Here is a 25,035-nt window from a genome sequence, read left to right on the forward strand (position 1 = left end):
GCACACGCCAGATTCATCTGAGTGGTGGCTTCTTCCATAAGGAAGAACTGCTCTTTTTCGAAAGGGTGGTGCAAGTGGGAAAACAATCGTTCGTTGCCAGTACCAACCAAAAACTTACTTGAGGTGTTACCGTATGGTGGCATGAATGCTAGAGCGTCAAACTGTCTAGCGATAGACGAAAAGACCTAGCGTTCTAACTCAAGCCCCCACTGAAACGCCGTATCTCAGTGGGGGTAGTTGACTACACCTACTGTAATAAATATATATTTTGTACAGGAAGGAGAAATACATATATGCAGGTAGTTTCGCAAAAAAACACAGTAGAAACACCGACAATATATCGAATATTATTTGCGATTAGTTTCGGTCATTTTTTAAATGATTCGATGCAAGCAGTTGTGCCCGCGTTGTTTCCTATTTTGGAAAAAACGATGAATTTATCCTATATGCAAGTAGGGTGGATTGCGTTTGCGTTAAATATGACATCATCGATTATGCAACCGGTTTTTGGTATGTATTCGGATAAGAAGCCGTCACCATTTTTATTACCGCTCGGTATGTTTTCGAGTATGCTTGGGATGATTGGACTCGCGTTTGCACCGAACTTTATTATTGTTATTATTTCTGTTTTATTTATCGGATTAGGTTCCGCAGTCTTTCATCCAGAAGGCGCCCGAGTTGCTTATATGGCAGCAGGGACGAAACGAGGTTTAGCGCAAGCGATTTATCAAGTGGGAGGAAATACAGGTAATTCTCTAGCTCCTATTTTTACAGCGTTAATTTTCGTTCCGCTTGGGCAAATTGGTTCTTTAGGTTTTACGGCCTTTGCAGCGGTAGGAATTGTATTATTAATTTTCGTATCAAATTGGTATAGGAATGAATTAGCGACTGGCGCTGTGAGGAGAAAAAAGAGGGCTGCGCTTGAGGCGGAAAATGCGATTGTCAGTACACATATTAAATTTGTTATTTTACTTCTTGTTTTCCTTACTTTTGTACGCTCTTGGTACGGTGCTGGTATCGGGAATTTTTATCAATTTTACTTAATTGAGCATTACGGTTTATCTATAAAAAATGCCCAGTATTTCGTATTCGCATTTATGATTGCTGGTGTATTAGGAACTTTCTTTGGTGGTCCACTAGCAGATCGATTTGGAAAGAAAACAATTATTGTATTTTCAATGCTAGGTTCAGCGCCACTTGCACTTTTATTACCTCACGTTTCGCTCGTGTGGGTCGTACCGCTATTTTTATGTATCGGTTTTATTAGTTCAAGTAGTTTTAGTGTAATTGTTGTTTATGCACAAGAGCTTGTTCCTGGAAAAGTAGGAATGGTATCTGGATTAATTGTAGGGCTTGCGTTTGGACTCGGCGCTTTAGGATCTGTAGTCCTTGGGAAATTGGCGGACATATATAGTCTACAATTCATTATGTTACTATGTAGTTGTCTACCATTAATTGGACTTACTTCTTGGTTATTACCAAGTGATAAGAAAACGATAGAATAGGGGATGCGCCATGAAATTATGTGAAAACGTAACAGAATTAATAGGAGATACACCTGTCGTCCGATTATCTAAATTTATTCCAGAAGACGCAGCAGATGTGTATGTCAAACTAGAAATGTTTAATCCATCGCGCAGTGTGAAAGACCGTGCTGCCTATAATTTATTGCACGTTGCAGAAGAGAATGGTCTCATCAAACCAGGAGATACAATTATTGAACCGACAAGTGGAAATACAGGAATAGGCTTAGCAATGAATGCAGCCGCAAAAGGATATAAAGCGATTTTAATTATGCCAGATAATATGTCAAAAGAGCGTATAAATTTATTAAAAGCATACGGAGCAGAAGTAGTTTTAACACCAGCAGAACAAAGAATGCCAGGAGCAATTGCAAAAGCGTTAGAATTGCAAAAGCAAATTCCAAATAGTTTTATTCCGCAACAATTTGAAAATCCGGCAAATCCGAATGTTCATCGTTATACAACTGCACTTGAAATTTATGAACAAATGGATGGAGAGCTTGATGCATTCGTAGCAACGGCAGGAACTGGTGGAACGATTACTGGGACTGGTGAAACGTTAAAAGAGAAACTACCAAATTTATATGTTGCAGTAGTAGAACCGAAAGGATCTCCCGTACTATCCGGAGGTGTTCCAGGTCCTCATAAACTAGTAGGAACAAGTCCAGGGTTTATCCCAAAGAACTTAAATACAGAGGTGTATAACGAAATTATTCAAATTGCAGACGAAGAGGCTTTAACGACAATGAGAAACTTAGCTAGACAAGAGGGGTTATTAGTTGGGCCGTCTTCTGGTGCTTCTGTTTATGCAGCGATTATGATTGCAAAACGATTAGGCGCTGGTAAAAAAGTTTTATGTATTGCACCTGATACAGGGGAGCGTTATTTGAGTATGGGATTATTTGAATGAAAATGATAGAAACCCCTTAATGGTGAAAGAGAGCTATTAAGGGGTTTGTTGTAGGTTATTTAGAGAGGAGAAGCGCAATGAAACTATTAAAACCAACATATGAATATAGCAAACAAATTATGGAGTATCGCGATGCGTTTTTACATGCTGATGAACAACCACACGGCAGTAGTTCTTTACAAAATTTTGATTCTCTCGATGAATGGTTTGAAAAAGTGAGTATACAAGAAGCGGGAGAAAACTTACAAGGTAATCGAGTACCGTCTAGCCAATTTTTAAGTTTTGAAAAAGGGGAACTTATAGGTTTTGTAAATATTAGACATCGGTTAAACGAAGAATTATTGCGGGAAAGTGGTCATATTGGATATAGTGTCCATCCAAATAAACGTCGCCAAGGTTATGCGACGAAACAATTGAAACTTGCATTGGGTGAAGCGCAAAAATTAGGATTGAAGAAAGTGCTAATAACTTGCGATAAAGTTAATATCGCTTCGGCTAAAACAATTCAAAAGGTTGGCGGTGTGTTAGAAGATGAAGTGGTTTCTTCTCATACAGGCGAAATTGTTCAGCGTTATTGGGTAGAAATATGATCTAGTAGGAATTTGAAAAGCTAATATCGAAATAGATAAATGAAAAAGTAAAGTTGTGCTGCAATTATAGGGGGAAATGAAGTGGAATTAAAAGAGAAAGCGATAGAAATGTCGGAGATTTATAGGCAAACTCCGAAAGTGGAGGCTATTATTTTAGCTGGTTCAGTAGCTAGAAAGCTAGAAGATGAACATTCAGATATAGAACTACATATTTTATGGTCAATGCCACCAGAGGATGAGGATCGTAAAGGGCCTATTAACTATATTGGTGGAACAATTTTGTCATACCATCCTTACGAGGAAGAAGAATGGTCGGAAACATATTTGACGAAAGAAGGAATTAAATTAGAGATTAGTAACTTTTTAACAGAAACAGTAGAGAAAGTTATTGAGGATGTGGTGGTTCAATATGATATAAGTTATGAAAAACAATGTATCGTATCATCCGTGCATGATGGAGTTAGTTTGTATGGGGAAGAGAAAGTAAATGAATTAAAAGATAGGGTGATGGCATATCCAGAAGACCTAGCGAAACGGATGATTTCAGAAAATCTTTGGTTAAGTAATCGCTGGCATAATCGAGAGGCACTTTTAAAACGAAAAGACTGGCTTATGCTATATGATGTTATTTGTGAAGCACAAAGAAATATATTTGGGGTCTTATTTGGTTTGAATAAAATGTATGTACATCACCCGGCGTTTAAATGGATGCCATATAATGTGGAACGAATGATTATTAAGCCTGAAAACTTATATGAGCGTATGGCGAATACGTTAATAGGGAAACCAGAGTATAGTATACAGGAGTTAGGAGTGTTAATCGAGGAGCTATTACAGTTAGTAGAACACCATGCTCCGGAATTACATATTGCTGAACAGCAAAAGCGTATTCAATATGCGAAATAAAAACAAAGAGATGTAACCCTTGTTACATCTTTTTGTTTTTTATTTTACTAATTTCCCCAGTATAGGTAAGCGTTGAATTCTATCACCGAGAATATGTGAAGCAAGTCCACTAGTTAATACGAATAAAAGGTAAACAAGCCCTCCTACAGCGCCGCATATAACGACAATGAGAAGTGATTCCATATAAGTTTGTCCAGGAATTAACCATGTTAAAATTGATTTTAATGCCATCACAACAGCAGACATTGCTGCGGAGTAAATTGTAATAAGAAATACTGTTTTTGCTGTCTCACCAATTTTAAATTTCGCAAACTTAACGATGCAGTACAACATAATACTATTGGAAACGAGGTATCCAAGAATGGTTCCAAGTACAGCACCGTGTCCGCCAAATAAATGTAAGAGCGGTGTATTTACTACAACTTTAACGAGAATCCCGGCTGAGAATGCAATCATTGTTTTTCTTTGATAATCGATTCCTTGTAAAATAGCTGCTGAAACTGTGAAAATCGCACTTAATATAGCAGACGGTGCGAATGAAATTAAATATTGTGATCCACCAAGTGCGATTTCAGGATTTACATAAACCATGCGGAATGCATCGTAAGCGATGCTAGCAAGACCAAATGCAGCCGGGATCGTGAAGAATAACAAGACTTGAAATATCTTTGAAATTTGTTCTTGTAATTCTTCTAATTTCCCGCTTGTATAAGATTTCGTTATAGCCGGAATGATCGTTAAGGAGAATCCAGTTGCAAGTGAAGCTGGAATCATAATTAACTTTTGGGCATAGTTCGTTATATAAGCGAAAACTGCATTTGCTGTTTCTAACGGATCTCCCATCGCTCTAAGGACATCAGCTACAGTATATTGATCTACTAACGTGTAGAGTGGAATTGCGATGCCGACAAATACAATTGGGATGGCATATCGAAGTAATTCTATATAAATATTTTTTAATGGAATATTGGATGCTCTTGATTTTAATTCACCTTCGGGAGGTTTTAACCCATTATATTTTTTCCAGTACATCATTAAAATAGAGACACTTGCAAGTGCTCCGATAACAGCTCCAAACGTAGCAACTGCAACAGAAGAGGCTACGGAACCTCCTAATAGTTTTGAGACGATAAAGCTACCAACTAAAATGAAAACAACGCGTGCAATTTGTTCTACGACTTGAGAAACAGCGCTTGGTTTCATATGTTGAAATCCTTGGAAATAACCACGTGTAACGCTCATTGCTGGTACGATAATAAGTGCGAAACTTAATGCTCGCATCGTAAGTGTTACGTCAGCGATAAATTGTGGATCTGGCGTTTTCGAGCGAATAATAAATTGTGATATGTATGGTGCTCCAATAAATAAAACTAAAAACCCTAAAAATCCCATAAATAACATTAATTTTACGCTAGAGTTGTATAATTTTTTGCTTGTACTATAATCACCAAGCGCATTATGCTTTGCAACGAATTTGGAAACGGCAATAGGAATACCCGCTGTTGAAAAGCTTAATAAAATTCCGTACCAAGAGTATGCATATCCATATAAAGCGACCCCTTGTGTTCCGACTAATAGTTGAAAAGGGAAGAAGTATATAAAACCTAATATACGTGAAATCATTGTTGCGCCGCTTAATAAAGCAGTTCCTTTTAAAACTTTTGAAGTAGACAAAATTCTTTCCTCCTACTCGTGCTGTCTTACGTTTATCGTATATTACTATAAACCTGTTAGAGTAGTTAATATAGTATGGAACATAAATATTCTAATATTATTCACTTAAAAGTCATATTTTACATTTTCAAATAGAATGTAATACGTAAAAATTCAAAATATAAGTTGACACTATTTTTAATGTGTGATAAAAATGATAGTAATCAATTCGGAAAATAATATTTGGGCAATGAAAGGGTATAGTAGTGAATATCTCCCTATTACAGAGAGCTGATGGTTGGTGTGAATCAGTATATAGATTATTCATGAAGTTCGTCCTGGAGCATCTTTCATAAATCTCACATTATGAGGAAATGAAAGACGGTAGTTTATACCGTTATCAAATAAAGTGGTGAAGATTGTTTCACAACTAGGGTGGTACCGCGATATTTATCGTCCCTACGTATTTACGTAGGGACGTTTTTTATTTAGGTCTTACTTTGTTGTGGCTTCATAACTAGGGTGGTACCGCGATAATTTATCGTCCCTACGTATTTGCGTAGGGACGTTTTTTATTTAGGTCCTAACTTTGTTGTATCTTCATAACTAGGGTGGTACCGCGATATTTTTGTCGTCCCTACGTATTTACGTAGGGGCGTTTTTTATTAGTAGAGAGGAAGTGAACGTATTAGAAAAGAGTGTGGATAGAACAATATAAATACCGAATTGTAAAACAGAAAAAGATAAAGAGAGGAGATTAACAAATGAATTCACAGCAATGGACATCGAAATTAGGTTTCGTATTAGCTGCGGCAGGTTCAGCGATTGGTCTAGGGGCAATTTGGAAGTTCCCGTATATGGCCGGAATTGGAGGGGGCGGCGCGTTCTTTCTTATTTTCATCGGTTTCACATTATTAATTGGTTTACCGCTATTATTAGCTGAATTCGTAATTGGAAGAAGTACACAAAAAGAGGCTGTTGATGCGTATAGAGAAATCGCACCAAAAACATTATGGCCATGGTTAGGGAAATTAGGGATTGTAACTTGTTTCATATTACTTTCTTTCTACAGTGTTGTAGGAGGCTGGATTTTATTATATTTATGGAATGCAATTACAGGTAGACTATGGGAAGGAAATGGCGCATACGAAGCTACGTTTGGTGAAATCATTTCCAATCCGTATTTAGCCGTTGGCTCACAGCTATTATTCATCCTTATTACTATTTTTATCGTAAGTAAAGGTGTACAAAATGGTGTTGAAAAAGTAAATAAATATTTCATGCCAGCACTATTCGTTTTATTCTTTGTATTAATCGTTCGTGCACTTACGTTAGATGGTGCTGGAGAAGGCGTTCGTTTCTTCTTACAACCTGATTTCTCACATGTAACATCAGAAGTGATTTTATATGCGATGGGACAATCGTTCTTCTCACTATCAGTCGGAGTAGCAGTAATGGTAACGTATAGCTCATACTTACCGAAAGAAGAAAGTTTACCGCGTTCAGCATTTTCTATCGTAGCTTTAACGCTTGTGATTACATTACTTGCAGGACTTGCAATTTTCCCAGTAGTGTTCGCATTTGGAATGGAACCATCTCAAGGACCGGGACTATTATTTATCGTACTGCCAGCTATTTTTAGTAAAATGGCATTCGGAAAATTATTCTTCATCGTTTTCTTACTACTATTCTTCTTTGCTACTATTACATCAGCAATTTCGATGTTAGAAATTAGCGTTGCATCTTTAACTGCAAAAGGTAAAGGGAAACGTGAAAAAATGGCTTTAATCGTAGGTTTATTAATCTTCGTTGTTGGAGTACCATCAGCACTATCATTCGGTATATTAAGTGATCTAAAGATTTTCGGAAAGACAGTCTTTGATTTAGCTGATTATGCAGTTAGTAACGTATTAATGCCACTTGGTGTTTTATTAGTTTCTATCTTTGTTCCTTTAAAAATGAAGAAAGATGTATTAATGAAAGAGCTTGGGGTAAGTAAAAATAAAGGCTATAAATTATTCGTATTATGGCTATTCTTACTTCGCTTCATCGCACCAATTGCGATTATTATCGTATTCTTAAATGTACTGGGCATTATTTAAACAAAAAGGTAGCGTATCATACAATGATACGCTACCTTTCTTACTTTGTTCTTTTTTGTAGTTCGTTTACTGTTACGAACTGATAGCCCTTCTTAGATAAAGAGTCTAAAATACCTTCAATGGTCTGTAAACTTTCATTAGACTCATCATACATAGAGTGCAGTAAAATGATAGAACCTGGTTTTACATTTTTATTAACATATTCAATTTTATCAGCAGCAGAATTATAAAAAGTATCAGGTTCAAGATCCCATGTAATCGTTTCGATATTATTTTTATTTAAATAATATGGTAGTCCAATTAATTTTTTTCCATTAGGTGGTCTAAAATCAATTTCGCCTGTAAATCCTATTCGGCGGATTAATGAATTTGTTTTTTCTATTTCTTCTTTAATAAAAGAAGGTGTTTTAAAAACCATTCTGTTATGAGAATATGTATGGTTTCCAATTTGGTGTCCAGATTGTACGATAGATTCTCCAAACGATAGGTTTTTCTCTAATTCATTTCCAATTAAAAAGAAAGTAGCTTTTGCATTGTATGTATCTAGTAGCGGTAATATTTGTTTTACATTGTTAGTAGGGGCCATCATCAAAAGTTAAAGCAATCACCTTTTCATTTGTTTCTACTCGATTTGTTAAATCTCCAAATAATTGAAAGCTTCTTGCATTCATCAATTTGTATGTTCCGAATAATGCTACAGTAATAATGAATATTGTAAAGATTGTAATGATTTTTTTCTTCTTCATAACGCAACCTCACTATAGTTTTTGATTGGACTAAAAAGTATTATATCAAACTAAGTAATTTCATGCTTTAAAAAGGATGTGGATGCAAGGGGAAGGAATTTATCATATAATGTAATGAAAAAGGTATATTAGGAGGTGTTTACATGGCGATTATAATTCAATTGCCAGACACTGCAGCGTCTCATGCAAAGCCAAGTATGGAAATGGCGATACTTTGCGTGAGGTAGACAAGTAATATACAATTCATCGCCAAAATGAGCTTGTATCATTTTTTTGTATTTGGCTTTGCACCTTATTGAAATGAACCATAAAAAATAAGGGGCGAGCAGAAATGAAATACGTAAAAGCTAAGGCAGTTTTACCAGAGAGTTTAATTACTGAAATTCAAAAGTATATACAAGGTGAAACAATTTACATTCCAAAACAAGAAACGAAACATTATAAATGGGGGACACGATCTGGAGGAAGAAAACAGTTAGATGAAAGAAACAAAGCCATTAAAGAAGCGTTTAAAAGTGGAATTGCTATTCATCAACTTGCAGAAGAGTATTTTCTTTCCGGAGAAACGATTAAAAAGATTGTGTATTCTAAATAAGAGGAAAAGAGTCTGATTCATATTACTTTGAATCAGACTCTTTTGTTTTATATGTATTGGATATATGAGATGTGAACGGGCATGATAATATAAAAAAATGTGCCGTTTTTTTATAAAATGGTATACAGAGCACTTGAAAAGTAGAAAGGTGAACATATATGAATCATATTGGACAAATAACGATAGAGCTTTTAATTGGTTTCTTTGTTCTATTAATTGCTACAAAAATACTAGGGAAAACACAAATATCTCAGCTAACACCCTTTGATTTTATTTCTGCTATCGTCCTTGGTGAGCTCGTTGGAAATTCAATATATGACCCTAAAATTAAAGTGTGGTCTATTTTATATTCAGTATTTGTTTGGGTAATTTTAATTTATACAATAGAAGTGATAACGCAAAAAATAAGAGGAACAAGAAGGTTTTTTGAAGGATATCCTTCAATTATTATTCGTAATGGAAAGATTGATCGTGAACAATTAAGTGTAAATCATTTGGACATTAACCAATTACAACAAATGCTTAGGCAACAAAAAGATATATTTTCAATCCGAGAAGTTGAATATATGATACTAGAACCTAACGGAAATATAAGTGTTCTGAAAAAAAGTAAATACGAATCTCCCACTATAAATGATTTAAGTTTAAAACATAAGCCTGTATACTTACCAATTTCATTAATTAGTGATGGAAAAGTAGTGAAAGATAATTTGAGAGAAGCGGGCTTTGATGAAGGATGGCTGTATAAGCAAATAAAGCAAAAAGGAATTACTAAATTTGAAGACGTGTTATATGCGGAATGGAAAACAGATGATGGCTTCTTTTGTCAGGAAATGGAGCGGTAAAATATAATCGATGTATGTAATATTCGTTTCTAAGTTATCTTTTACATACCAAAAAGCTAAATCATTGTATACAATAAGATTAGATCAACAATTTGTATGGAGTGATAAAGATGGAAGCTTTTATTAGAAGTGATCAATATAATTTTATAAAATCACAAGCTTATATTTTAGCGAATGGGCACGCAACGGCAAATGATAGAGGTGTCATTCAAGCGTTAAAATCATTAGCAATTGAAAAGATAATACATGTATTTGAGAATTTAACGGATGAGCAGAAAGAGTTAATCGATACGGTATTAACAGTTCAAAATAGAGAAGATGCAGAATCGTTTTTAATGAAAATAAATCCGTACGTCATTCCGTTTCAGGAAGTTACAGCACAAACATTAAAAAAATTATTTCCTAAAGCGAAAAAGTTGAAACTTCCTGATATGGAAGAACTGGATATGAAAGAATTATCTTATTTAAGCTGGATTGATAAAGGGTCAAGTAGGAAATTTATTATAGCGAAAAATGATAAAAATAAGTTTGTTGGTCTGCAAGGAACGTTTCAAAGTTTAAATAAAAAGAGCATTTGTTCTTTATGTCACGGACATGAAGAAGTAGGGATGTTTTTAGTTGAAATTAAAGGTGATATACCAGGAACTTTCGTGAAAAAGGGAAACTATATTTGCAAAGATGCCGTGGCCTGTAATCAGAATATGAAATCACTTGATAAATTACAGGATTTTATTGAGAGATTGAAGAAATAAAATGGAAAACCTCTAGTGCTTAAACTGGAGGTTTTTTATTTAAGAAACGGTAATAGATTTCTTTTTTAAAAGATATAATTTATAAATAAAACATAGGAGAGCTAAAGAAATGTTTAAAAAGTTTTTACTTTCTTTACCGGATGTTTTACTTATATGTATTGTTATCTACATAACATACACAACTACTCTTAGTTTTGTACAGATGTTAGTAATTTCAATTACAATCGGAATCGTTGGTGGTCTTGTTATAAGAATTTGTAAGGATTTATTTGCTTTTATGAAGTGGACAATTAAACAAAGGAAGTCTTGACTATGTTTAATTGCTATACTAGGAGAAACGAAATGACTAAGAAAAAGAGTAGAGTGAAAAACGAAATCGCACTTTGGACATTAACAGCGGTTGTTCTCATCATTGTATGGTACTTTTTTCAAAGATAAAAATGCATCGTACTTAAAAGGTACGATGCATTTTTATTATTTTTTTTGCCAATTTTCTTTTATAAAGTCTGCACGGCCAGATTCTTTTTGCTCAGTAGCATATTTTTCTGGATTCTTTTTATAGAAGTGTTGATGGTATTCTTCAGCCTCATAAAAAGGTGCAGCCGGGCGAATTTCAGTTACGATTGGCTCTTTAAACATACCGCTTTCCGCAAGAGTTTGTTTTGATTTTTCAGCAAGCTCTTTTTGTGTTTCAGTATGATAAAAAATAGCGGTGCGATAAGATGGACCACGGTCAAAAAATTGTCCGCCATCATCAGTTGGATCGATTTGTGGCCAATATAAATCTAGTAATTTTTTATATGGAAAAATAGAAGGGTCGAATGTAATTTGTACGACTTCTAAATGACCAGATGTACCCGCTTTAACTTGTTCATATGTTGGGTTTTCTACATGACCACCTGCATAGCCGGAAAGTACTTTATGAATACCAGGAAGTTCATCAAACGGCTTTACCATGCACCAAAAGCAACCGCCTGCGAAGGTTGCGAGTTCGTATGTTTTTTCGGACATTGTTGTAATCCTCCTAAATATATATGTTTTATATAGTATTATATAAAAAGTTTTATTGCGCAATAAAAAAGATTCGAAAATATATGTATTATTAAAAATATTTTTTAAAAAACATGTTGACAATGAAAAGAACAACGTCCTATAATACGTGTAACAAATAAAAGTTAATTAAGAATTTTCTAACTTTATATATTGTATATGCAAAGAAGAGGAAAGTAGATGATTATGATCGTTTCAGAGAGCTACTCCAAGGCTGTGAGAGTAGTAACAATCGAATCATTGAAGATCACCTCGGAGCATCGCTTGCGAAAGGGAAACTGAGTAGAGGGCGACGGCATCGTCTCCGGTAAAAGGACGGGGGTCTAATTGGACCTACAGAGCTTATATTTCGTGAGAAGTATAAGGAAGCTGAGTGGTAACGCGAAACTCTCGCCTCAGCAATCAAAGCTACTAAATTGTAGTAGTTGATTGCTGAGGCGAGAGTTTTTATTTTGAAAAATAGAATAAGAAAATGCGTAGAAGAGGAGAGTAAATGATAAAAATTGTTTCAGAGAGCTACCCAGATGCTGTGAGGGTGGTAACAATTTCATCATTGAAGATCACCCCGGAGCACTACTTTTGAAAACTAGTAAAAAGTTGCGGAGTTGTTTCCGATAGAAAAACAAAAGTCTAATTGGACTTGCAGAGCTTACATTTCGTGAGAAGTGTAAGGAAGCTGAGTGGTACCACGATTCCCTCGTCTCAGCAATGGATTGCTACAAGTATGTATGTAATCGATTGTTGAGACGAGTATATTTTTAAGATTTATATACTGAATATTCTGTTAAAAACACTCATCTCAGCAATCGATATAGAAATAGATTGCAAAAATAGAGAGAAAAAAAGAGGAGCGATGTGAGATGGGAAATCAGTCCATTTATATGAATGGGGAATTTGTAGAAAAAGAAAAGGCAGTTGTTTCAGTATATGATCACGGTTTTTTATACGGAGACGGTGTATTTGAAGGGATTCGTAGTTACGGTGGAAATGTATTTTGTTTAAAAGAACATGTAAAACGATTATATGAATCGGCAAAATCTATTTTACTTACAATCCCGCTGACGGTTGACGAAATGGAAGAAGCAGTTTTACATACACTTCAAAAAAACGAATACGCTGATGCTTATATTCGATTAATTGTCTCAAGAGGAAAAGGTGACTTAGGGCTCGATCCGAGAAGTTGTGTGAAACCGAGCGTTATTATCATTGCAGAACAATTAAAGTTATTCCCGCAAGAATTTTACGATAACGGACTAAGCGTTGTATCTGTTGCATCACGACGTAACACACCAGATGCATTAGACCCACGCATTAAGTCAATGAACTACTTAAATAACGTACTTGTAAAAATTGAAGCGGCACAAGCAGGAGTGCTAGAGGCTCTTATGTTAAATCAACAAGGATATGTTTGTGAAGGATCTGGAGATAATGTTTTCGTTGTGAAAGATGGAAAAGTATTAACCCCGCCATCCTATTTAGGAGCATTAGAAGGTATTACAAGAAATAGTGTTATTGAGCTATGTGAGCGACTTCATATTCCATGTGAGGAAAGGCCATTTACTCGCCATGACGTATATGTAGCAGATGAAGTGTTTTTAACGGGAACGGCAGCAGAATTAATTCCTGTTGTAAAAGTTGATTCAAGAGAAATTGGAGATGGGAAACCAGGAAGTGTAACAAAACAATTGACAGAGGAATTTAAAAAGTTAACGAGAGAAAGAGGAGTACGTGTTCCAGGATTGGCGGAAAGCTTACTGTAGGTAGGGAGAGGAGTTAATTAAAATGGAGCAACAGTATACAACATATGAGAAATTACAGCGTGAAGATGTGACAGGAGCTGGACACGTTATTCAATGTTTGAAGAATTTAGGCGTAACGACTGTTTTCGGTTATCCGGGCGGAGCGATTTTGCCAGTGTACGATGCGTTATACGGAAGTGGTTTAAAGCACATTTTAACTCGTCATGAACAAGCTGCTATTCATGCGGCAGAAGGATATGCGAGAGCTTCTGGAAAGGTCGGGGTAGTCTTTGCTACCTCTGGCCCAGGGGCGACAAATTTAGTTACGGGCTTAGCAGATGGTTATATGGATTCGATTCCTTTAGTTGTCATTACAGGGCAAGTTGCAACGCCTTTAATTGGTAAAGATGGATTTCAAGAAGCGGATGTTGTCGGAATTACAGTACCTGTTACGAAGCATAATTACCAAGTTCGTGATGTGAATCATTTATCGCGCATTGTACAAGAAGCTTTTTACATCGCCGAAAGCGGGCGGCCAGGACCAGTATTAATTGATATTCCAAAAGATGTTCAAAATGCAAAAGTCACCAGTTTCTTTAATGAAGAAATTGATATTCCGGGGTACAAACCAGAACTCGTACCAGACAGCATGAAACTTAGAGAGGTGGCTAAAGTAATTTCAAAATCAAAACGCCCACTTCTTTATATCGGAGGAGGGATCATTCATTCAGGTGGATCTGATGAACTAATCAAATTTGCAAGAGAAAATCGTATTCCAGTCGTGTCAACTTTAATGGGACTGGGTGCGTATCCGCCGGGAGATTCATTATTTTTAGGAATGCTCGGTATGCATGGAACGTACGCTGCAAACATGGCAGTAACAGAATGTGACTTATTACTTGCTTTAGGTGTTCGTTTTGATGACCGTGTAACAGGGAAATTAGAACTCTTTTCTCCGCATTCGAAAAAGGTACATATTGATATAGATTCTTCGGAGTTTCATAAAAATGTAACTGTGGAATATCCAGTTGTTGGAGATGTGAAAAAAGCGTTACACATGTTGTTACATATGCCGATTTGTACACAGACAGATGAATGGATTACGAAAACCGAGGAATGGAAAGCGGAATACCCTCTTTCCTATATTCAAAAAGAAAGTGAGTTAAAACCACAGCATGTTATTAGCTTAGTAAGTGAATTAACGAATGGTGAAGCGATTGTTACGACAGAAGTAGGACAGCATCAAATGTGGGCTGCACATTTTTATAAAGCGAAAAACCCGCGGACTTTTCTAACATCAGGTGGATTAGGAACGATGGGATTTGGCTTCCCGGCGGCAGTTGGTGCTCAGCTTGCAAAAGAAGAAGAACTCGTTATTTGTATTGCAGGTGATGCTTCTTTTCAAATGAATATTCAAGAACTACAAACAATTGCTGAAAATAACATCCCTGTAAAAGTATTTATTATAAACAATAAATTTTTAGGGATGGTAAGGCAATGGCAAGAAATGTTTTATGAAAATCGATTATCAGAGTCGAAAATTGGATCGCCAGATTTTGTGAAAGTGGCAGAAGCTTATGGAGTGAAAGGGTTAAGAGCGACAAATTCAACTGAGGCGAAACAAGTGATGTTAGAAGCATTTGCTCATGAAGGACCTGTCGTAGTTGATTTTTGTGTAGAAGAAGGTGAAAACGTATTTCCGATGGTTCCACCAAATAAAGGGAATAACGAAATGATTATGAAGAGGTGGGAAGAATGAGTCATACTTTTTCACTCGTTATTCATAACGAGCCAAGCGTCTTATTACGTATAAGTGGGATTTTTGCTCGGCGTGGTTATTATATTTCTTCTTTACATTTAAACGAAAGAGATAATAATGGTGTTTCTGAAATGAAACTCACAGCAGTTTGTACTGAAAATGAAGCGACATTACTTGTTAGTCAGTTGAAAAAATTAATTGATGTACTACAAGTAAATACATTATAAGGAGTGTATGGAATATGAAAACGTATTATGAGAAAGATGCAAATGTAGATTTACTACAAGGGAAAACTGTTGCAGTAGTTGGCTATGGATCACAAGGTCATGCACAAGCGCAAAATTTACGTGATTCTGGTGTAGAAGTTGTAGTTGGTGTTCGTCCTGGTAAGTCGTATGAAGTAGCGAAAGCGGATGGATTTGAAGTAATGTCTGTATCAGAAGCGGTTCGAACCGCACAAGTTGTACAAATGTTACTGCCAGATGAACAGCAAGCTCATGTGTATAAAGCAGAGGTAGAAGAGAATCTTCGTGAAGGACAAATGTTACTTTTCTCACATGGATTTAACATTCACTTCGGCCAAATTAATCCGCCAAGTTACGTAGATGTAGCGATGGTTGCGCCAAAAAGTCCAGGTCATCTCGTTCGCCGTGTATTTCAAGAAGGAAATGGTGTTCCAGCATTAGTCGCAGTGCATCAAGATGCAACGGGCACAGCTTTACGTGTAGCACTTGCGTATGCAAAAGGTGTAGGGTGTACACGTGCAGGTGTAATTGAAACGACATTCCAAGAAGAAACCGAAACGGATTTATTCGGAGAGCAAGCTGTACTTTGCGGAGGGGTAACTGCACTTGTGAAAGCTGGTTTTGAAACATTAACGGAAGGCGGATATCGCCCTGAAATTGCATACTTTGAATGTTTACATGAATTAAAGTTAATCGTTGATTTAATGTACGAAGGTGGTTTAACGAACATGCGCCATTCTATTTCAGATACGGCAGAGTTTGGGGATTATGTAACAGGATCGAGAATTGTTACAGATGAAACGAAGAAAGAGATGAAACGAGTACTTACAGAGATTCAGCAAGGCGAATTCGCGAAGAAATGGATTTTAGAAAATCAAGCAGGGCGTCCAACGTATAATGCGATGAAAAAAGCAGAACAAAATCATGGGTTAGAAAAAGTAGGAGCAGAGCTTCGTGAAATGATGAGCTGGATTCATGCACCGAAAGAATTAGTAAAGAAATAGAGTAATAGATTGTAAGTGAAAAATACGTAAGAGGGGATTTGACAAGATGAGAAGTGACATGATTAAAAAAGGTTTTGATAAAGCGCCGCATCGTAGTTTATTAAAAGCAACTGGTTTAAAAGATGAAGATTTTGATAAACCGTTTATAGCTATCTGTAATTCTTTTATTGAAATTATTCCAGGTCATAAGCACTTAAATGAGTTTGGGAAACTTGTTAAAGAAGCAGTGCGTGCAGCAGGTATGGTTCCATTTGAATTTAATACAATTGGAGTAGATGACGGTATTGCAATGGGGCATATCGGTATGCGTTATTCGCTTCCGAGTCGTGAAATCATTGCAGATTCAGTAGAAACGGTTGTAAATGCACATTGGTTTGATGGCATGATTTGTATTCCAAACTGTGACAAAATTACACCCGGTATGATGATGGCTGCACTTCGTATTAACATTCCAACTGTATTTGTTTCAGGTGGTCCGATGGCGGCTGGAAAAACATCTAAAGGAGACGTTGTCGATTTAAGTTCTGTTTTCGAAGGAGTAGGAGCTTATCAATCTGGTAAAATTTCAGAAGAAGAATTAAAGGATATTGAAGATCATGGTTGTCCATCTTGTGGTTCTTGTTCTGGTATGTTTACAGCGAACTCTATGAACTGTTTATGTGAAGTGTTAGGTTTAGCTCTTCCTGGTAACGGAAGTATTTTAGCTATTGACCCAAGACGCGAAGAATTAATTAAACAAGCAGCAGAAAAATTAAAAATTTTAATTGAAAGAGATATTAAACCACGAGACATTGTAACGGAAGAAGCAATTGATGATGCGTTCGCGCTTGATATGGCGATGGGCGGTTCAACAAATACAGTGTTACATACATTAGCACTTGCACATGAGGCAGGACTAGATTACGATATGAGCCGTATTGATGCCGTTTCAAGACGTGTACCACATTTATGTAAAGTAAGCCCTGCGTCCAATTGGCATATGGAAGATATTGATCGCGCGGGCGGGATTAGTGCCATTTTGAAAGAGATGAGCCGAAAAGAGGGAGTACTTCATCTAGATCGTATTACTGCTACTGGGCAAACCTTAAGAGAGAACATTGCTCATGCAGAGATTAAAGATAAGGAAGTTATTCATTCTCTTGAAAACCCTCATAGTGAAGAAGGTGGATTACGTATATTAAAAGGAAACCTTGCGAAGGATGGGGCAGTTATTAAAAGTGGGGCAACTGAAGTAAAACGATTTGAAGGACCATGCGTTATTTTTAATTCGCAAGATGAGGCGCTTGCAGGCATTATGCTTGGGAAGGTTAAGAAAGGGGATGTAGTTGTTATTCGTTATGAAGGACCAAGAGGCGGTCCTGGTATGCCGGAAATGTTAGCACCAACGTCAGCGATTGCTGGCATGGGATTAGGTGCAGATGTTGCGTTGTTAACCGATGGTCGTTTCTCTGGTGCTTCACGTGGTATTTCAGTAGGGCATATTTCGCCAGAAGCAGCTGCGGGCGGAACGATTGCACTTCTCAAGCAAGGGGATATCGTTTGTATCGATGTTGAGGAAAGGTTGTTAGAAGTAAGAATTAGTGATGAAGAATTAGATAAGCGTAAAAAAGAATGGAAACGACCAGAACCGAAAGTGAAAACGGGATGGCTTGGGCGTTACGCACAGATGGTAACGTCGGCGAATACAGGTGCAGTCTTAAAAGTCCCAAATTTTGATTGAGCCAATATAAAAGAGATAAGGATGATATATAATGGTGCAAAAGGTAAAGGAGAGAGTGAAAATTGAAGATATCTTAATGGCTCATAATTGCATGAAGGATATCGTTATTAAAACACCGTTACAACGTGATACAGTTTTATCTGAGAAATATGATTGTGACGTTTATGTAAAACGAGAAGACTTACAATTAATTCGCTCTTTCAAAATTCGTGGTGCGTATAATCTAATTCAAAGTTTACCGAAAGTGCAATTACAAAACGGTGTTGTTTGTGCAAGTGCTGGTAATCATGCGCAAGGAGTAGCTTATACGTGTAATTTATTGAAGATTCCGTCAAAAATTTTCATGCCGACGACGACACCTAAACAAAAAGTGTCACAAGTACAATTTTTCGGTGGTGATTTTGCGGAAATTGTATTAGTTGGTGATACATTTGATAGCTCTTTCCAAGAAGCACAGCGTTATTGTGAAGAAAATAGAATGACATTTGTTCATCCGTTTGATGATCCGTACGTAGTTGCTGGTCAAGGGACAGTGGCAGTTGAAATTATGCATGATATGGAGAAACCGGTTGATTATATCTTTACAGCAATTGGTGGTGGTGGATTAGCATCAGGTGTTGGTACATATGTGAAAGGTGTTAGTCCTGCTACAAAGGTTATTGGGGTAGAGCCAATGGGAGCAGCATCTATGAAAGAGGCTTTTCTTCAAAACGATAATGTCACATTGGAGAAAATAGATAGTTTTGTTGATGGGGCAGCGGTTAAAAAGGTAGGAAAGTTAACATTTGAAACTTGTAAAGATGTAATTGATGACATTGTTTTAGTACCAGAGGGAAAGGTTTGTACGACGATTTTAGAACTGTATAAGAAAAATGCGATTGTAGCTGAACCGGCTGGTGCACTCTCTATTGCAGCGCTTGATTTATATAGAGATGAAATAAAAGGTAAAACAGTTGTTTGTACGCTAAGTGGTGGAAATAATGATATTGATAGAATGCAAGAAATGAAAGAACGATCTCTTATTTACGAAGGGTTAAAGCATTATTTCATCATTGAATTCCCGCAGCGTTCAGGTGCGCTAAGAGAATTTCTTGATAAAGGATTAGGACCAGAAGATGATATTACTCGCTTTGAGTATATTAAGAAACATAATAAGGAAAATGGTCCAGCATTAGTCGGAGTAGAATTAAAACATAAAGAAGATTACGAGCAGTTAATTACCCGTTTTAAAGAAAATAACATTCAATTTATGGAGCTTAATAAAAATCCTGTTTTGTTTGATTTGCTTATTTAATAGAAGGAAAGAGTTAGCACCCAAATAAAAAAGATAGATACAAGCGGGGAAATATAATGCTTGTTCTATCTTTTTTAAGTTAAACTAGATACTCATTAAATTCAAGAAGAATAAAGCTAGTTAACCAAAAGAGTATCGCAATACGAATGATGACATACATAGTAAATTCAAAGGTAGTCAGCTTTCGTTCACGTTTTATTTTTTTTAGAAGTCTAACAGAGAAAAATGAACATAAAAGTAGAACGGCTATAGAAATTTTATAAATGTTTTCTAACAAACTTACATTTTCTAATAAATCTTTCAGCATATTCATCACCTATTCTATAAAGTGTATTACAGAGAAATAGATTTTGTGCTGTCTAGTTCCGTTTGTTTTTTATGTTCCCTGTATCATCAATTTCTACATCAGTTGAAATTGTTTGTAAGTATTGTAGAGCTTTTCTCTTTTCCTCCTCATTCACAGGGGAAACTTGGTTGTTACGAATGATGTAAGGATTGAATGACATTTGGACATCCTTTCCTTTAAAAGTTAAAGTTAATACGCCAGTTTCGGCACTTTTTCCGTTCACATAACTTGGGAATAAAAAGTTTCCTAATGAGTAAGCGATAGGAACTTTATTATAATACTCAAATCCTTGAAGCCAATGTGGGTGACTTCCGACAATTGCGTCAGCCCCTGCTTCAACCATTTTAGGTACATATTGTTTTTGGTATTCTACAGGACGATTTGATTTCTCAACGCCCCAATGCATATAGACGATTAAATAGTCTGCATCTTTCTTTTGTTCTTTAATTGTTTTTGTTACAAGATTTAAATCATACCCATTCGCAACACCAGGTTTATTGTCACCAGCTACCCAATTCGTATCAGGCATAAATCGAACAAAGGAAAGAAATTTGAACTTTTTCCCTTTTACAGTCATTTCTCGTGCTGTATATGTATCTTTTGCATTTTTCCCGGCTCCGATATAAGGGAACTTTAATTTTTCTACATGAGAGATTGTATCTAATAATCCATCTTGCCCATAATCAAGTGTATGGTTATTCCCTATATTTACGATGTCATAACCGGTGTTTTTTATAGCTTGAAGCGTGGATGGATCACTTTTAATCCAAAACAGTTGTCCAGGAGCTTTCTTTTCTCTCGTTGTAAATGCTGACTCTAAATTAACGAAGGAAATATCAGCTTTTGTTATTTCTTCTTTTACATGCTGGAATGGATAGTCAGCCCCGTTTTTTTCGATTACCGGACGTAATTGCCAATCGAACATTGTATCACCAGAGAAGGTGAGTGTGATTTCCGGGTCTTCTATTTTCTTTTCACTTGTTGAAGCGGTTTTACTAGATTTGTTTTGCAAATCAGGTTTGTCTTTCGCTTTTGAAGTAAAAGAGTAGTTAATTAATAAAACAATTGGTGTAATGCAAAAGGCTATTAACAGAAATCGTTTTAGTAAAGTTTTCATAAATACCTTCCCTTTTGAGTTTATCCCGCAATTAAATTAGCAATGAGTCTACAAAAAGTAATTGGTTTATGTACAGATATAAAAAATGCGGTTTATGTATTGAAAAAATATTTGTTAATATTCTCAATATTAAGTTAACATATAGATAACCTGTAAATCAATGAATAAACCAAAATATAGAAATAAAGAATTCGAAGGGTGAAGAATGAGAAATGGTTATATTAGGAGCAGTTGTAAATGGGATTTGCATTATATTTGGTACTTTACTAGGTAAATTATTTAGTAGAATACCAGAAAGTATGAAGGGAACAATTATGCATGCAATCGGTTTAGCGGTTACTGTACTTGGACTTCAAATGGCATTGAAAAGTGAAAATTTTCTTGTTGTCATACTAAGTTTAGTGATTGGTACGGTCATTGGGGAATGGCTACAATTAGAGGGAAAGTTAAAACAGTTAGGAGATTGGCTAGAAAATAAAGTTGGATCGAAAGGGAAAGGGAGCATATCAGAAGGTTTTGTAACAGCTACTTTAATATTTGCAATTGGTGCGATGGGCATACTTGGTGCACTCGACAGTGGGATTCGCGGAAATCACGATATTTTATTTACAAAGGCAATTATCGATGGATTTATTTCTATTATATTAACGACAACCCTAGGAATTGGTGTAGTATTTTCGGCAATTCCAGTTATTTTATACGAAGGAGGTATTGCGGTTTTTGCAACACAAATTAATAGTTTGGTCCCGAAAGAATTAATGAATCAATTTATAGTAGAAATGACAGCTACAGGTGGTATTATGATAGCTGCTATCGGATTGAACTTACTTAGTATTATTAAAATTAAAGTGGCAAATTTACTGCCAGGTATATTGGTAGTTGGAATAATCGTTTCACTTATTTATGGTTACGGTTTAATAGTAAAGTAGTAGGGAATGGAGATACATATGGAGGAATTTCAATTTACAAAACGTGTGCATAACATATTGAAGAGTGCAGCAGAAGAGACAGAATGTAATATCATTCAACCAGTTCATTTATTTATTGGCATGTGTAAAGAAGGTACTGGCGTATGCAGCGAGTTGTATATGTATTTGTTTCGTAACGTGGGTACGGATTTTTTAGAAAAATTTTCATTACGAAAACAATATGATTTAACGGATCAAGATTATAAAAAAATAGGACAATATAAATTATCCCATAAGACGCTAGAAATTTTACAAATAGCGAAAAAACGTATGGAACGTTTTCAGCAAGTAATAATTAATGAAGGACATGTTATATATGCATTATTTCGTGTAAATCCAGTTGTTGAAAATGCACAGATTCAAAGAGATATATTACGTATTATAGCTGAGCCAAGAGATTTAGCAGTCGATTTAAAAGGTTTCGTTCCTATTTATAATGATTTAACTTGTACTGTTAGACAGGCTACCCCTTCTGATTTTGAAAAATTAGCAAGTTTTGTTAATGAGGAATTTAGTGAACGTTGGTTACGTTCAATAGAATATGGATTTCGTACATATAAAGAAAATGTACCTATTTATATAGCAGAACAAGAAGAAGTGATAGTAGGTTTTGCTTGCTATGATGTAGTGAGAGGAAAGAAAGGATTGTTTGGTCCAATGGGCACAGCGAAACAAAATCGTGTGAAAGGTGTAGGGAAGCAATTGTTACATCGTTGTTTACATAGTATGAAGCAAGATGGATATGAATATGCAATTATTGGACAAGCGGGTCCGGTTGAGTTTTATGAGCGATGTTGTAATGCGCGTTTAATACCAATAATGGATAACTAGCCAACTTCATTTAAGTGGAGTTGGTTTTATTATGAAAACAATGTGGAAATGTAGTGATTTTTACTAGAAAATAGCGGGTTTTGTAGTAAATCTTACAAATAAAGCAAATTACTAAACTTTTTACAAGAAAGGGTGTAGAATGGGTATCTAAAGAAAGAAGGTGTGAAAATGGCCAGCTGGAAACGAAATTTAATGATTTGTTGGCTAGGTTGTTTTACCACTGCAGCCGGTATGAGTTTAGTAATTCCTTTTTTATCTTTTTATATTGAGGAATTAGGAGTAACTGGCACTTCAAGTATTGCACAGTGGTCGGGACTTGCATTTGGTATAACATTTTTAATGGGTGCGATCGTATCACCAATATGGGGAAAACTTGGTGATATACATGGACGGAAATTGATGCTTATTCGTGCGAGCCTAGGTATGGCGATTATTATGACGCTTATGGGATTTGTAACGGATGTGTATCAACTAGTCGCACTAAGATTTTTAATGGGAGCAGTATCTGGTTTCCTTTCAACGGCGATGACATTTATTGCGGCAGAAACTCCAAAAGAGCATTCAGGCTGGGCAATTTCTACAATTTCAACTGGTGGAGTGAGCGGTTCTTTACTTGGTCCATTACTTGGAGGATATTTGTCTGAGTTAATTGGAATGCGCCATGTTTTTCTTGTTACAGGAGCTTTTTTATTCCTTTCTTTTCTCATCGTTTTTTTCTTCCTACATGAAGAGAATCACTCCGCTCAAGCAAAAAAAGTACAACCGAAAAAAGTATGGACGATGGTTCCAGCGAAGCATTTAATTGTTAGTTTGTTTGTAACAACATTTATTATTCAACTTGCTAATATGTCTGTTCAACCAATTGTTACATTATACGTAAAAAATTTAGTAGGTCCTCATACTGCACATATTGAAACAATTGCGGGTGCAGTTATGTCAGCGACAGGGTTAGCAGTTATTTTGGCAGCACCAAGACTCGGACGATTATCAGATCAAATTGGTCCTCAAAAAACGTTAGTTGTAGCGTTGTTTGCTGCAGGAATTATTTTTATCCCGCAAGCATTTGTAACCTCAGCTTGGCAACTATTAATTCTTCGATTTTTATTAGGTATCGCACAAGCAGGATTATTACCTTCCGTACAAACTCTACTAAAACAACATACACCAACCCATGTAACGGGACGAATATTTGGGTATAATCAATCGTTTCAGTTTTTAGGAAATATGATTGGACCAGTACTTGGTGGACAAATTGCAGCACATGCAGGCTTCCAATATGTTTTCTTCTCTACATCATCACTATTATTTATTGCGTGCATTTGGGTTTATTTTCATAATAAGAACGAAGAGGTATCAGAGAAACGACATTTGGAAGTTAGTTAACTAGGTGAATGAAAAAGAAAAGGATGAAGCAATGATTGCTTCATCCTTTTTATTTAAAATTGGAGGCAAAGATAACTTAACGTACCAAGCTCGTAACTGCGGTGAATGACTTCACCACTATTTTCACCACTTCCCATAGCGATAAATAAAGGAACAAAATGCTCTGCTCTTGGTACAGCTAATTGAGCATGAGGGGCATTTTTCTCCCAATTAAATAATGCATCCTTATTGTTAGTTTGCATATGTTTTATAATCCAATCATCAAATTCAATTGCCCATTGTTCGGGTGTACTTTGATTCCATTTCAGTGCTCGTAAGTTATGAACGGTAACACCGCTACCGATTACTAAAATATCTTCTTGTCCAAGTCCTTTTAATGCTTCTCCAACCTTAAATTGCTCTTTTGCAGGAAGGAATGGATTGACTGATATTTGTACGACAGGAATATTTGCTTCTGGATACATACGGTGCAAGAGTGTCCATGAGCCGTGGTCTAAACCTCTCGTCATATTATGATGGACTGGAATACCTTTGTTTTTAAATTTTGTTTCTAACATGGATGCAATGTTAGAAGAGCCTTTCGCACGATATTTGATTTCGTATAACTCAGGGGGAAAACCTCCAAAATCATAAATTGTTTCATATTCGTTATCTGATGAAGAAATCGTTAGTACTTCGCTTTCCCAGTGAGCGGTGAAAATAACAATTGCTTTTGGTTTATATGTTTCTCCAAGCGTTTTTAAAAACCTTGTATATTCTGTATCTTGAATAGCGAGCATCGGTGAGCCGTGTGCTAAAAATAATGATGGCATCATAGTAGAACCTCCTAAAATTATATAGTTACTTTATGTTAGTAACTATATAATTTTATTTTATGTTCGTCAATAGAATAGTTTGACAGCTAATCGGAAAAGGAAGACGTTTGTCATAATGACAGCAATTGCATATAATACATAA

Annotated in this window: 23 protein-coding genes, 1 pseudogene and 3 other annotated features; of the genes and pseudogenes, 18 read left to right on the forward strand and 6 right to left on the reverse strand. The window is 36.0% G+C overall.

Annotated elements, in window-relative coordinates:
* The first annotated feature begins 293 nt into the window (after positions 1 to 293).
* The 4 genes from BGI23_RS09065 to BGI23_RS09080 all read left to right on the forward strand — a co-directional run bounded on the left by BGI23_RS09065 (position 294) and on the right by BGI23_RS09080 (position 3,929).
* Positions 294 to 1,505, forward strand: a complete 1,212-nt coding sequence (locus BGI23_RS09065) for an MFS transporter (RefSeq protein ID WP_070805738.1) — start codon at positions 294 to 296, stop codon at positions 1,503 to 1,505.
* A gap of 10 nt (positions 1,506 to 1,515) precedes the next feature.
* Positions 1,516 to 2,433, forward strand: a complete 918-nt coding sequence (gene cysK, locus BGI23_RS09070) for a cysteine synthase A (protein WP_070805739.1) — start codon at positions 1,516 to 1,518, stop codon at positions 2,431 to 2,433.
* A 77-nt stretch (positions 2,434 to 2,510) separates the two neighbouring features.
* Complete coding sequence (locus BGI23_RS09075) at positions 2,511 to 3,023, forward strand: GNAT family N-acetyltransferase (protein WP_070805740.1); 513 nt, start codon at positions 2,511 to 2,513, stop codon at positions 3,021 to 3,023.
* An 81-nt stretch (positions 3,024 to 3,104) separates the two neighbouring features.
* Positions 3,105 to 3,929 carry a DUF4037 domain-containing protein gene (locus BGI23_RS09080; protein WP_070805741.1) on the forward strand — a complete coding sequence of 275 codons (825 nt, stop codon included), beginning with the start codon at positions 3,105 to 3,107 and terminating at the stop codon, positions 3,927 to 3,929.
* Positions 3,930 to 3,968: 39 nt separating this feature from the next.
* Here the strand turns inward: BGI23_RS09080 and BGI23_RS09085 are convergent, their stop codons facing one another.
* On the reverse strand, positions 3,969 to 5,603 hold the full coding sequence (locus BGI23_RS09085) for a putative polysaccharide biosynthesis protein (protein ID WP_070805742.1): 1,635 nt from the start codon (positions 5,601 to 5,603) through the stop codon (positions 3,969 to 3,971).
* Positions 5,604 to 5,823: 220 nt separating this feature from the next.
* Positions 5,824 to 6,046 (forward strand) — a binding site (T-box leader).
* A 300-nt stretch (positions 6,047 to 6,346) separates the two neighbouring features.
* On the opposite strand from BGI23_RS09085, the gene BGI23_RS09090 reads away from it, so the two are divergent.
* Entirely contained in the window at positions 6,347 to 7,684 is a 1,338-nt protein-coding gene (locus BGI23_RS09090; protein WP_001088183.1) for a sodium-dependent transporter, read from the forward strand.
* 40 nt (positions 7,685 to 7,724) lie between these two features.
* On the opposite strand, the pseudogene BGI23_RS09095 reads toward BGI23_RS09090, so the two are convergent.
* Positions 7,725 to 8,430, reverse strand: a pseudogene (locus BGI23_RS09095) (polysaccharide deacetylase family protein).
* A gap of 331 nt (positions 8,431 to 8,761) precedes the next feature.
* Between BGI23_RS09095 and BGI23_RS09100 the strand changes: the two are divergent.
* The 4 genes from BGI23_RS09100 (at position 8,762) to BGI23_RS09115 (ending at position 10,932) form a co-directional block, all read left to right on the forward strand.
* Entirely contained in the window at positions 8,762 to 9,025 is a 264-nt protein-coding gene (locus BGI23_RS09100; RefSeq protein WP_000878319.1) for a CD3324 family protein, read from the forward strand.
* Between the two features lie 158 nt (positions 9,026 to 9,183).
* A complete protein-coding gene (locus BGI23_RS09105; RefSeq protein ID WP_001015532.1) occupies positions 9,184 to 9,870 on the forward strand; it encodes a DUF421 domain-containing protein in 687 nt (228 codons plus the stop codon).
* 110 nt (positions 9,871 to 9,980) lie between these two features.
* On the forward strand, positions 9,981 to 10,622 hold the full coding sequence (locus BGI23_RS09110; protein WP_070805743.1) for a FusB/FusC family EF-G-binding protein: 642 nt from the start codon (positions 9,981 to 9,983) through the stop codon (positions 10,620 to 10,622).
* 109 nt (positions 10,623 to 10,731) lie between these two features.
* Positions 10,732 to 10,932, forward strand: a complete 201-nt coding sequence (locus BGI23_RS09115) for a hypothetical protein (protein WP_070805744.1) — start codon at positions 10,732 to 10,734, stop codon at positions 10,930 to 10,932.
* Positions 10,933 to 11,096: 164 nt separating this feature from the next.
* Here BGI23_RS09115 and msrA read toward each other — a convergent pair whose 3' ends face one another.
* On the reverse strand, positions 11,097 to 11,633 hold the full coding sequence (gene msrA, locus BGI23_RS09120; protein WP_070805745.1) for a peptide-methionine (S)-S-oxide reductase MsrA: 537 nt from the start codon (positions 11,631 to 11,633) through the stop codon (positions 11,097 to 11,099).
* 194 nt (positions 11,634 to 11,827) lie between these two features.
* Positions 11,828 to 12,073 (forward strand) — a binding site (T-box leader).
* 67 nt (positions 12,074 to 12,140) lie between these two features.
* Positions 12,141 to 12,380 (forward strand) — a binding site (T-box leader).
* A 152-nt stretch (positions 12,381 to 12,532) separates the two neighbouring features.
* Between msrA and ilvE the strand changes: the two genes are divergently transcribed.
* From ilvE to ilvA, 6 genes are read left to right on the forward strand one after another with little or no spacing between them, the layout of a single operon-like run.
* A complete protein-coding gene (gene ilvE, locus BGI23_RS09125; RefSeq protein ID WP_070805746.1) occupies positions 12,533 to 13,432 on the forward strand; it encodes a branched-chain-amino-acid transaminase in 900 nt (299 codons plus the stop codon).
* A 22-nt stretch (positions 13,433 to 13,454) separates the two neighbouring features.
* Positions 13,455 to 15,170, forward strand: coding sequence for an acetolactate synthase large subunit (gene ilvB / locus BGI23_RS09130; protein ID WP_070805747.1), 1,716 nt, complete (start codon positions 13,455 to 13,457; stop codon positions 15,168 to 15,170).
* A complete protein-coding gene (locus BGI23_RS09135) occupies positions 15,167 to 15,397 on the forward strand; it encodes an ACT domain-containing protein (RefSeq protein ID WP_000019911.1) in 231 nt (76 codons plus the stop codon). Before ilvB ends, BGI23_RS09135 begins: the two co-directional genes overlap by 4 nt.
* Before the next feature lie 14 nt (positions 15,398 to 15,411).
* A complete protein-coding gene (gene ilvC / locus BGI23_RS09140) occupies positions 15,412 to 16,419 on the forward strand; it encodes a ketol-acid reductoisomerase (RefSeq protein ID WP_070805748.1) in 1,008 nt (335 codons plus the stop codon).
* A 46-nt stretch (positions 16,420 to 16,465) separates the two neighbouring features.
* The gene (ilvD, locus tag BGI23_RS09145) at positions 16,466 to 18,139 is read left to right on the forward strand and encodes a dihydroxy-acid dehydratase (RefSeq protein ID WP_070805749.1); all 1,674 of its coding nucleotides are present in this window, start codon (positions 16,466 to 16,468) and stop codon (positions 18,137 to 18,139) included.
* Between the two features lie 31 nt (positions 18,140 to 18,170).
* Positions 18,171 to 19,433, forward strand: coding sequence for a threonine ammonia-lyase IlvA (ilvA, locus tag BGI23_RS09150; RefSeq protein WP_070805750.1), 1,263 nt, complete (start codon positions 18,171 to 18,173; stop codon positions 19,431 to 19,433).
* A gap of 79 nt (positions 19,434 to 19,512) precedes the next feature.
* Here ilvA and BGI23_RS09155 read toward each other — a convergent pair whose 3' ends face one another.
* Together BGI23_RS09155 and BGI23_RS09160 are read right to left on the reverse strand one after the other, a co-directional pair.
* Positions 19,513 to 19,740 carry a hypothetical protein gene (locus BGI23_RS09155; protein WP_048527275.1) on the reverse strand — a complete coding sequence of 76 codons (228 nt, stop codon included), beginning with the start codon at positions 19,738 to 19,740 and terminating at the stop codon, positions 19,513 to 19,515.
* A 52-nt stretch (positions 19,741 to 19,792) separates the two neighbouring features.
* Entirely contained in the window at positions 19,793 to 20,896 is a 1,104-nt protein-coding gene (locus BGI23_RS09160; protein ID WP_070805751.1) for a CapA family protein, read from the reverse strand.
* A gap of 212 nt (positions 20,897 to 21,108) precedes the next feature.
* Between BGI23_RS09160 and BGI23_RS09165 the strand changes: the two genes are divergently transcribed.
* From BGI23_RS09165 to BGI23_RS09175, 3 genes are all read left to right on the forward strand, one after another.
* On the forward strand, positions 21,109 to 21,825 hold the full coding sequence (locus tag BGI23_RS09165; protein WP_070805752.1) for a DUF554 domain-containing protein: 717 nt from the start codon (positions 21,109 to 21,111) through the stop codon (positions 21,823 to 21,825).
* Between the two features lie 18 nt (positions 21,826 to 21,843).
* A complete protein-coding gene (locus tag BGI23_RS09170; RefSeq protein WP_070805753.1) occupies positions 21,844 to 22,695 on the forward strand; it encodes a GNAT family N-acetyltransferase in 852 nt (283 codons plus the stop codon).
* 168 nt (positions 22,696 to 22,863) lie between these two features.
* Positions 22,864 to 24,078 carry a multidrug efflux MFS transporter gene (locus BGI23_RS09175; RefSeq protein WP_070805754.1) on the forward strand — a complete coding sequence of 405 codons (1,215 nt, stop codon included), beginning with the start codon at positions 22,864 to 22,866 and terminating at the stop codon, positions 24,076 to 24,078.
* A 53-nt stretch (positions 24,079 to 24,131) separates the two neighbouring features.
* Here the strand turns inward: BGI23_RS09175 and BGI23_RS09180 are convergent, their stop codons facing one another.
* The gene (locus BGI23_RS09180) at positions 24,132 to 24,893 is read right to left on the reverse strand and encodes a DODA-type extradiol aromatic ring-opening family dioxygenase (RefSeq protein ID WP_044790449.1); all 762 of its coding nucleotides are present in this window, start codon (positions 24,891 to 24,893) and stop codon (positions 24,132 to 24,134) included.
* Between the last annotated feature and the right edge of the window lie 142 nt (positions 24,894 to 25,035).

Source organism: Bacillus sp. ABP14 (assembly GCF_001831375.1).
In the GTDB taxonomy this organism is placed as follows: Bacteria; Bacillota; Bacilli; order Bacillales; family Bacillaceae_G; genus Bacillus_A; species Bacillus_A paranthracis.

Excerpts from the sequence above, each read along its gene's own strand:
- BGI23_RS09135 (WP_000019911.1), top strand. The coding sequence starts at position 15,167 with ATGAGTCATACTTTTTCACTCGTTATTCATAACGAGCCAAGCGTCTTA.
- msrA (WP_070805745.1), bottom strand. The coding sequence starts at position 11,633 with ATGTCCGAAAAAACATACGAACTCGCAACCTTCGCAGGCGGTTGCTTT.
- BGI23_RS09160 (WP_070805751.1), bottom strand. The coding sequence starts at position 20,896 with ATGAAAACTTTACTAAAACGATTTCTGTTAATAGCCTTTTGCATTACA.
- BGI23_RS09090 (WP_001088183.1), top strand. The coding sequence starts at position 6,347 with ATGAATTCACAGCAATGGACATCGAAATTAGGTTTCGTATTAGCTGCG.
- ilvC (WP_070805748.1), top strand. The coding sequence starts at position 15,412 with ATGAAAACGTATTATGAGAAAGATGCAAATGTAGATTTACTACAAGGG.
- BGI23_RS09180 (WP_044790449.1), bottom strand. The coding sequence starts at position 24,893 with ATGATGCCATCATTATTTTTAGCACACGGCTCACCGATGCTCGCTATT.
- BGI23_RS09165 (WP_070805752.1), top strand. The coding sequence starts at position 21,109 with ATGGTTATATTAGGAGCAGTTGTAAATGGGATTTGCATTATATTTGGT.
- ilvE (WP_070805746.1), top strand. The coding sequence starts at position 12,533 with ATGGGAAATCAGTCCATTTATATGAATGGGGAATTTGTAGAAAAAGAA.
- BGI23_RS09175 (WP_070805754.1), top strand. The coding sequence starts at position 22,864 with ATGGCCAGCTGGAAACGAAATTTAATGATTTGTTGGCTAGGTTGTTTT.
- ilvA (WP_070805750.1), top strand. The coding sequence starts at position 18,171 with ATGGTGCAAAAGGTAAAGGAGAGAGTGAAAATTGAAGATATCTTAATG.
- BGI23_RS09110 (WP_070805743.1), top strand. The coding sequence starts at position 9,981 with ATGGAAGCTTTTATTAGAAGTGATCAATATAATTTTATAAAATCACAA.
- BGI23_RS09115 (WP_070805744.1), top strand. The coding sequence starts at position 10,732 with ATGTTTAAAAAGTTTTTACTTTCTTTACCGGATGTTTTACTTATATGT.
- cysK (WP_070805739.1), top strand. The coding sequence starts at position 1,516 with ATGAAATTATGTGAAAACGTAACAGAATTAATAGGAGATACACCTGTC.
- BGI23_RS09170 (WP_070805753.1), top strand. The coding sequence starts at position 21,844 with ATGGAGGAATTTCAATTTACAAAACGTGTGCATAACATATTGAAGAGT.
- BGI23_RS09105 (WP_001015532.1), top strand. The coding sequence starts at position 9,184 with ATGAATCATATTGGACAAATAACGATAGAGCTTTTAATTGGTTTCTTT.
- BGI23_RS09100 (WP_000878319.1), top strand. The coding sequence starts at position 8,762 with ATGAAATACGTAAAAGCTAAGGCAGTTTTACCAGAGAGTTTAATTACT.
- BGI23_RS09065 (WP_070805738.1), top strand. The coding sequence starts at position 294 with ATGCAGGTAGTTTCGCAAAAAAACACAGTAGAAACACCGACAATATAT.
- ilvD (WP_070805749.1), top strand. The coding sequence starts at position 16,466 with ATGAGAAGTGACATGATTAAAAAAGGTTTTGATAAAGCGCCGCATCGT.
- BGI23_RS09075 (WP_070805740.1), top strand. The coding sequence starts at position 2,511 with ATGAAACTATTAAAACCAACATATGAATATAGCAAACAAATTATGGAG.
- BGI23_RS09155 (WP_048527275.1), bottom strand. The coding sequence starts at position 19,740 with ATGCTGAAAGATTTATTAGAAAATGTAAGTTTGTTAGAAAACATTTAT.
- ilvB (WP_070805747.1), top strand. The coding sequence starts at position 13,455 with ATGGAGCAACAGTATACAACATATGAGAAATTACAGCGTGAAGATGTG.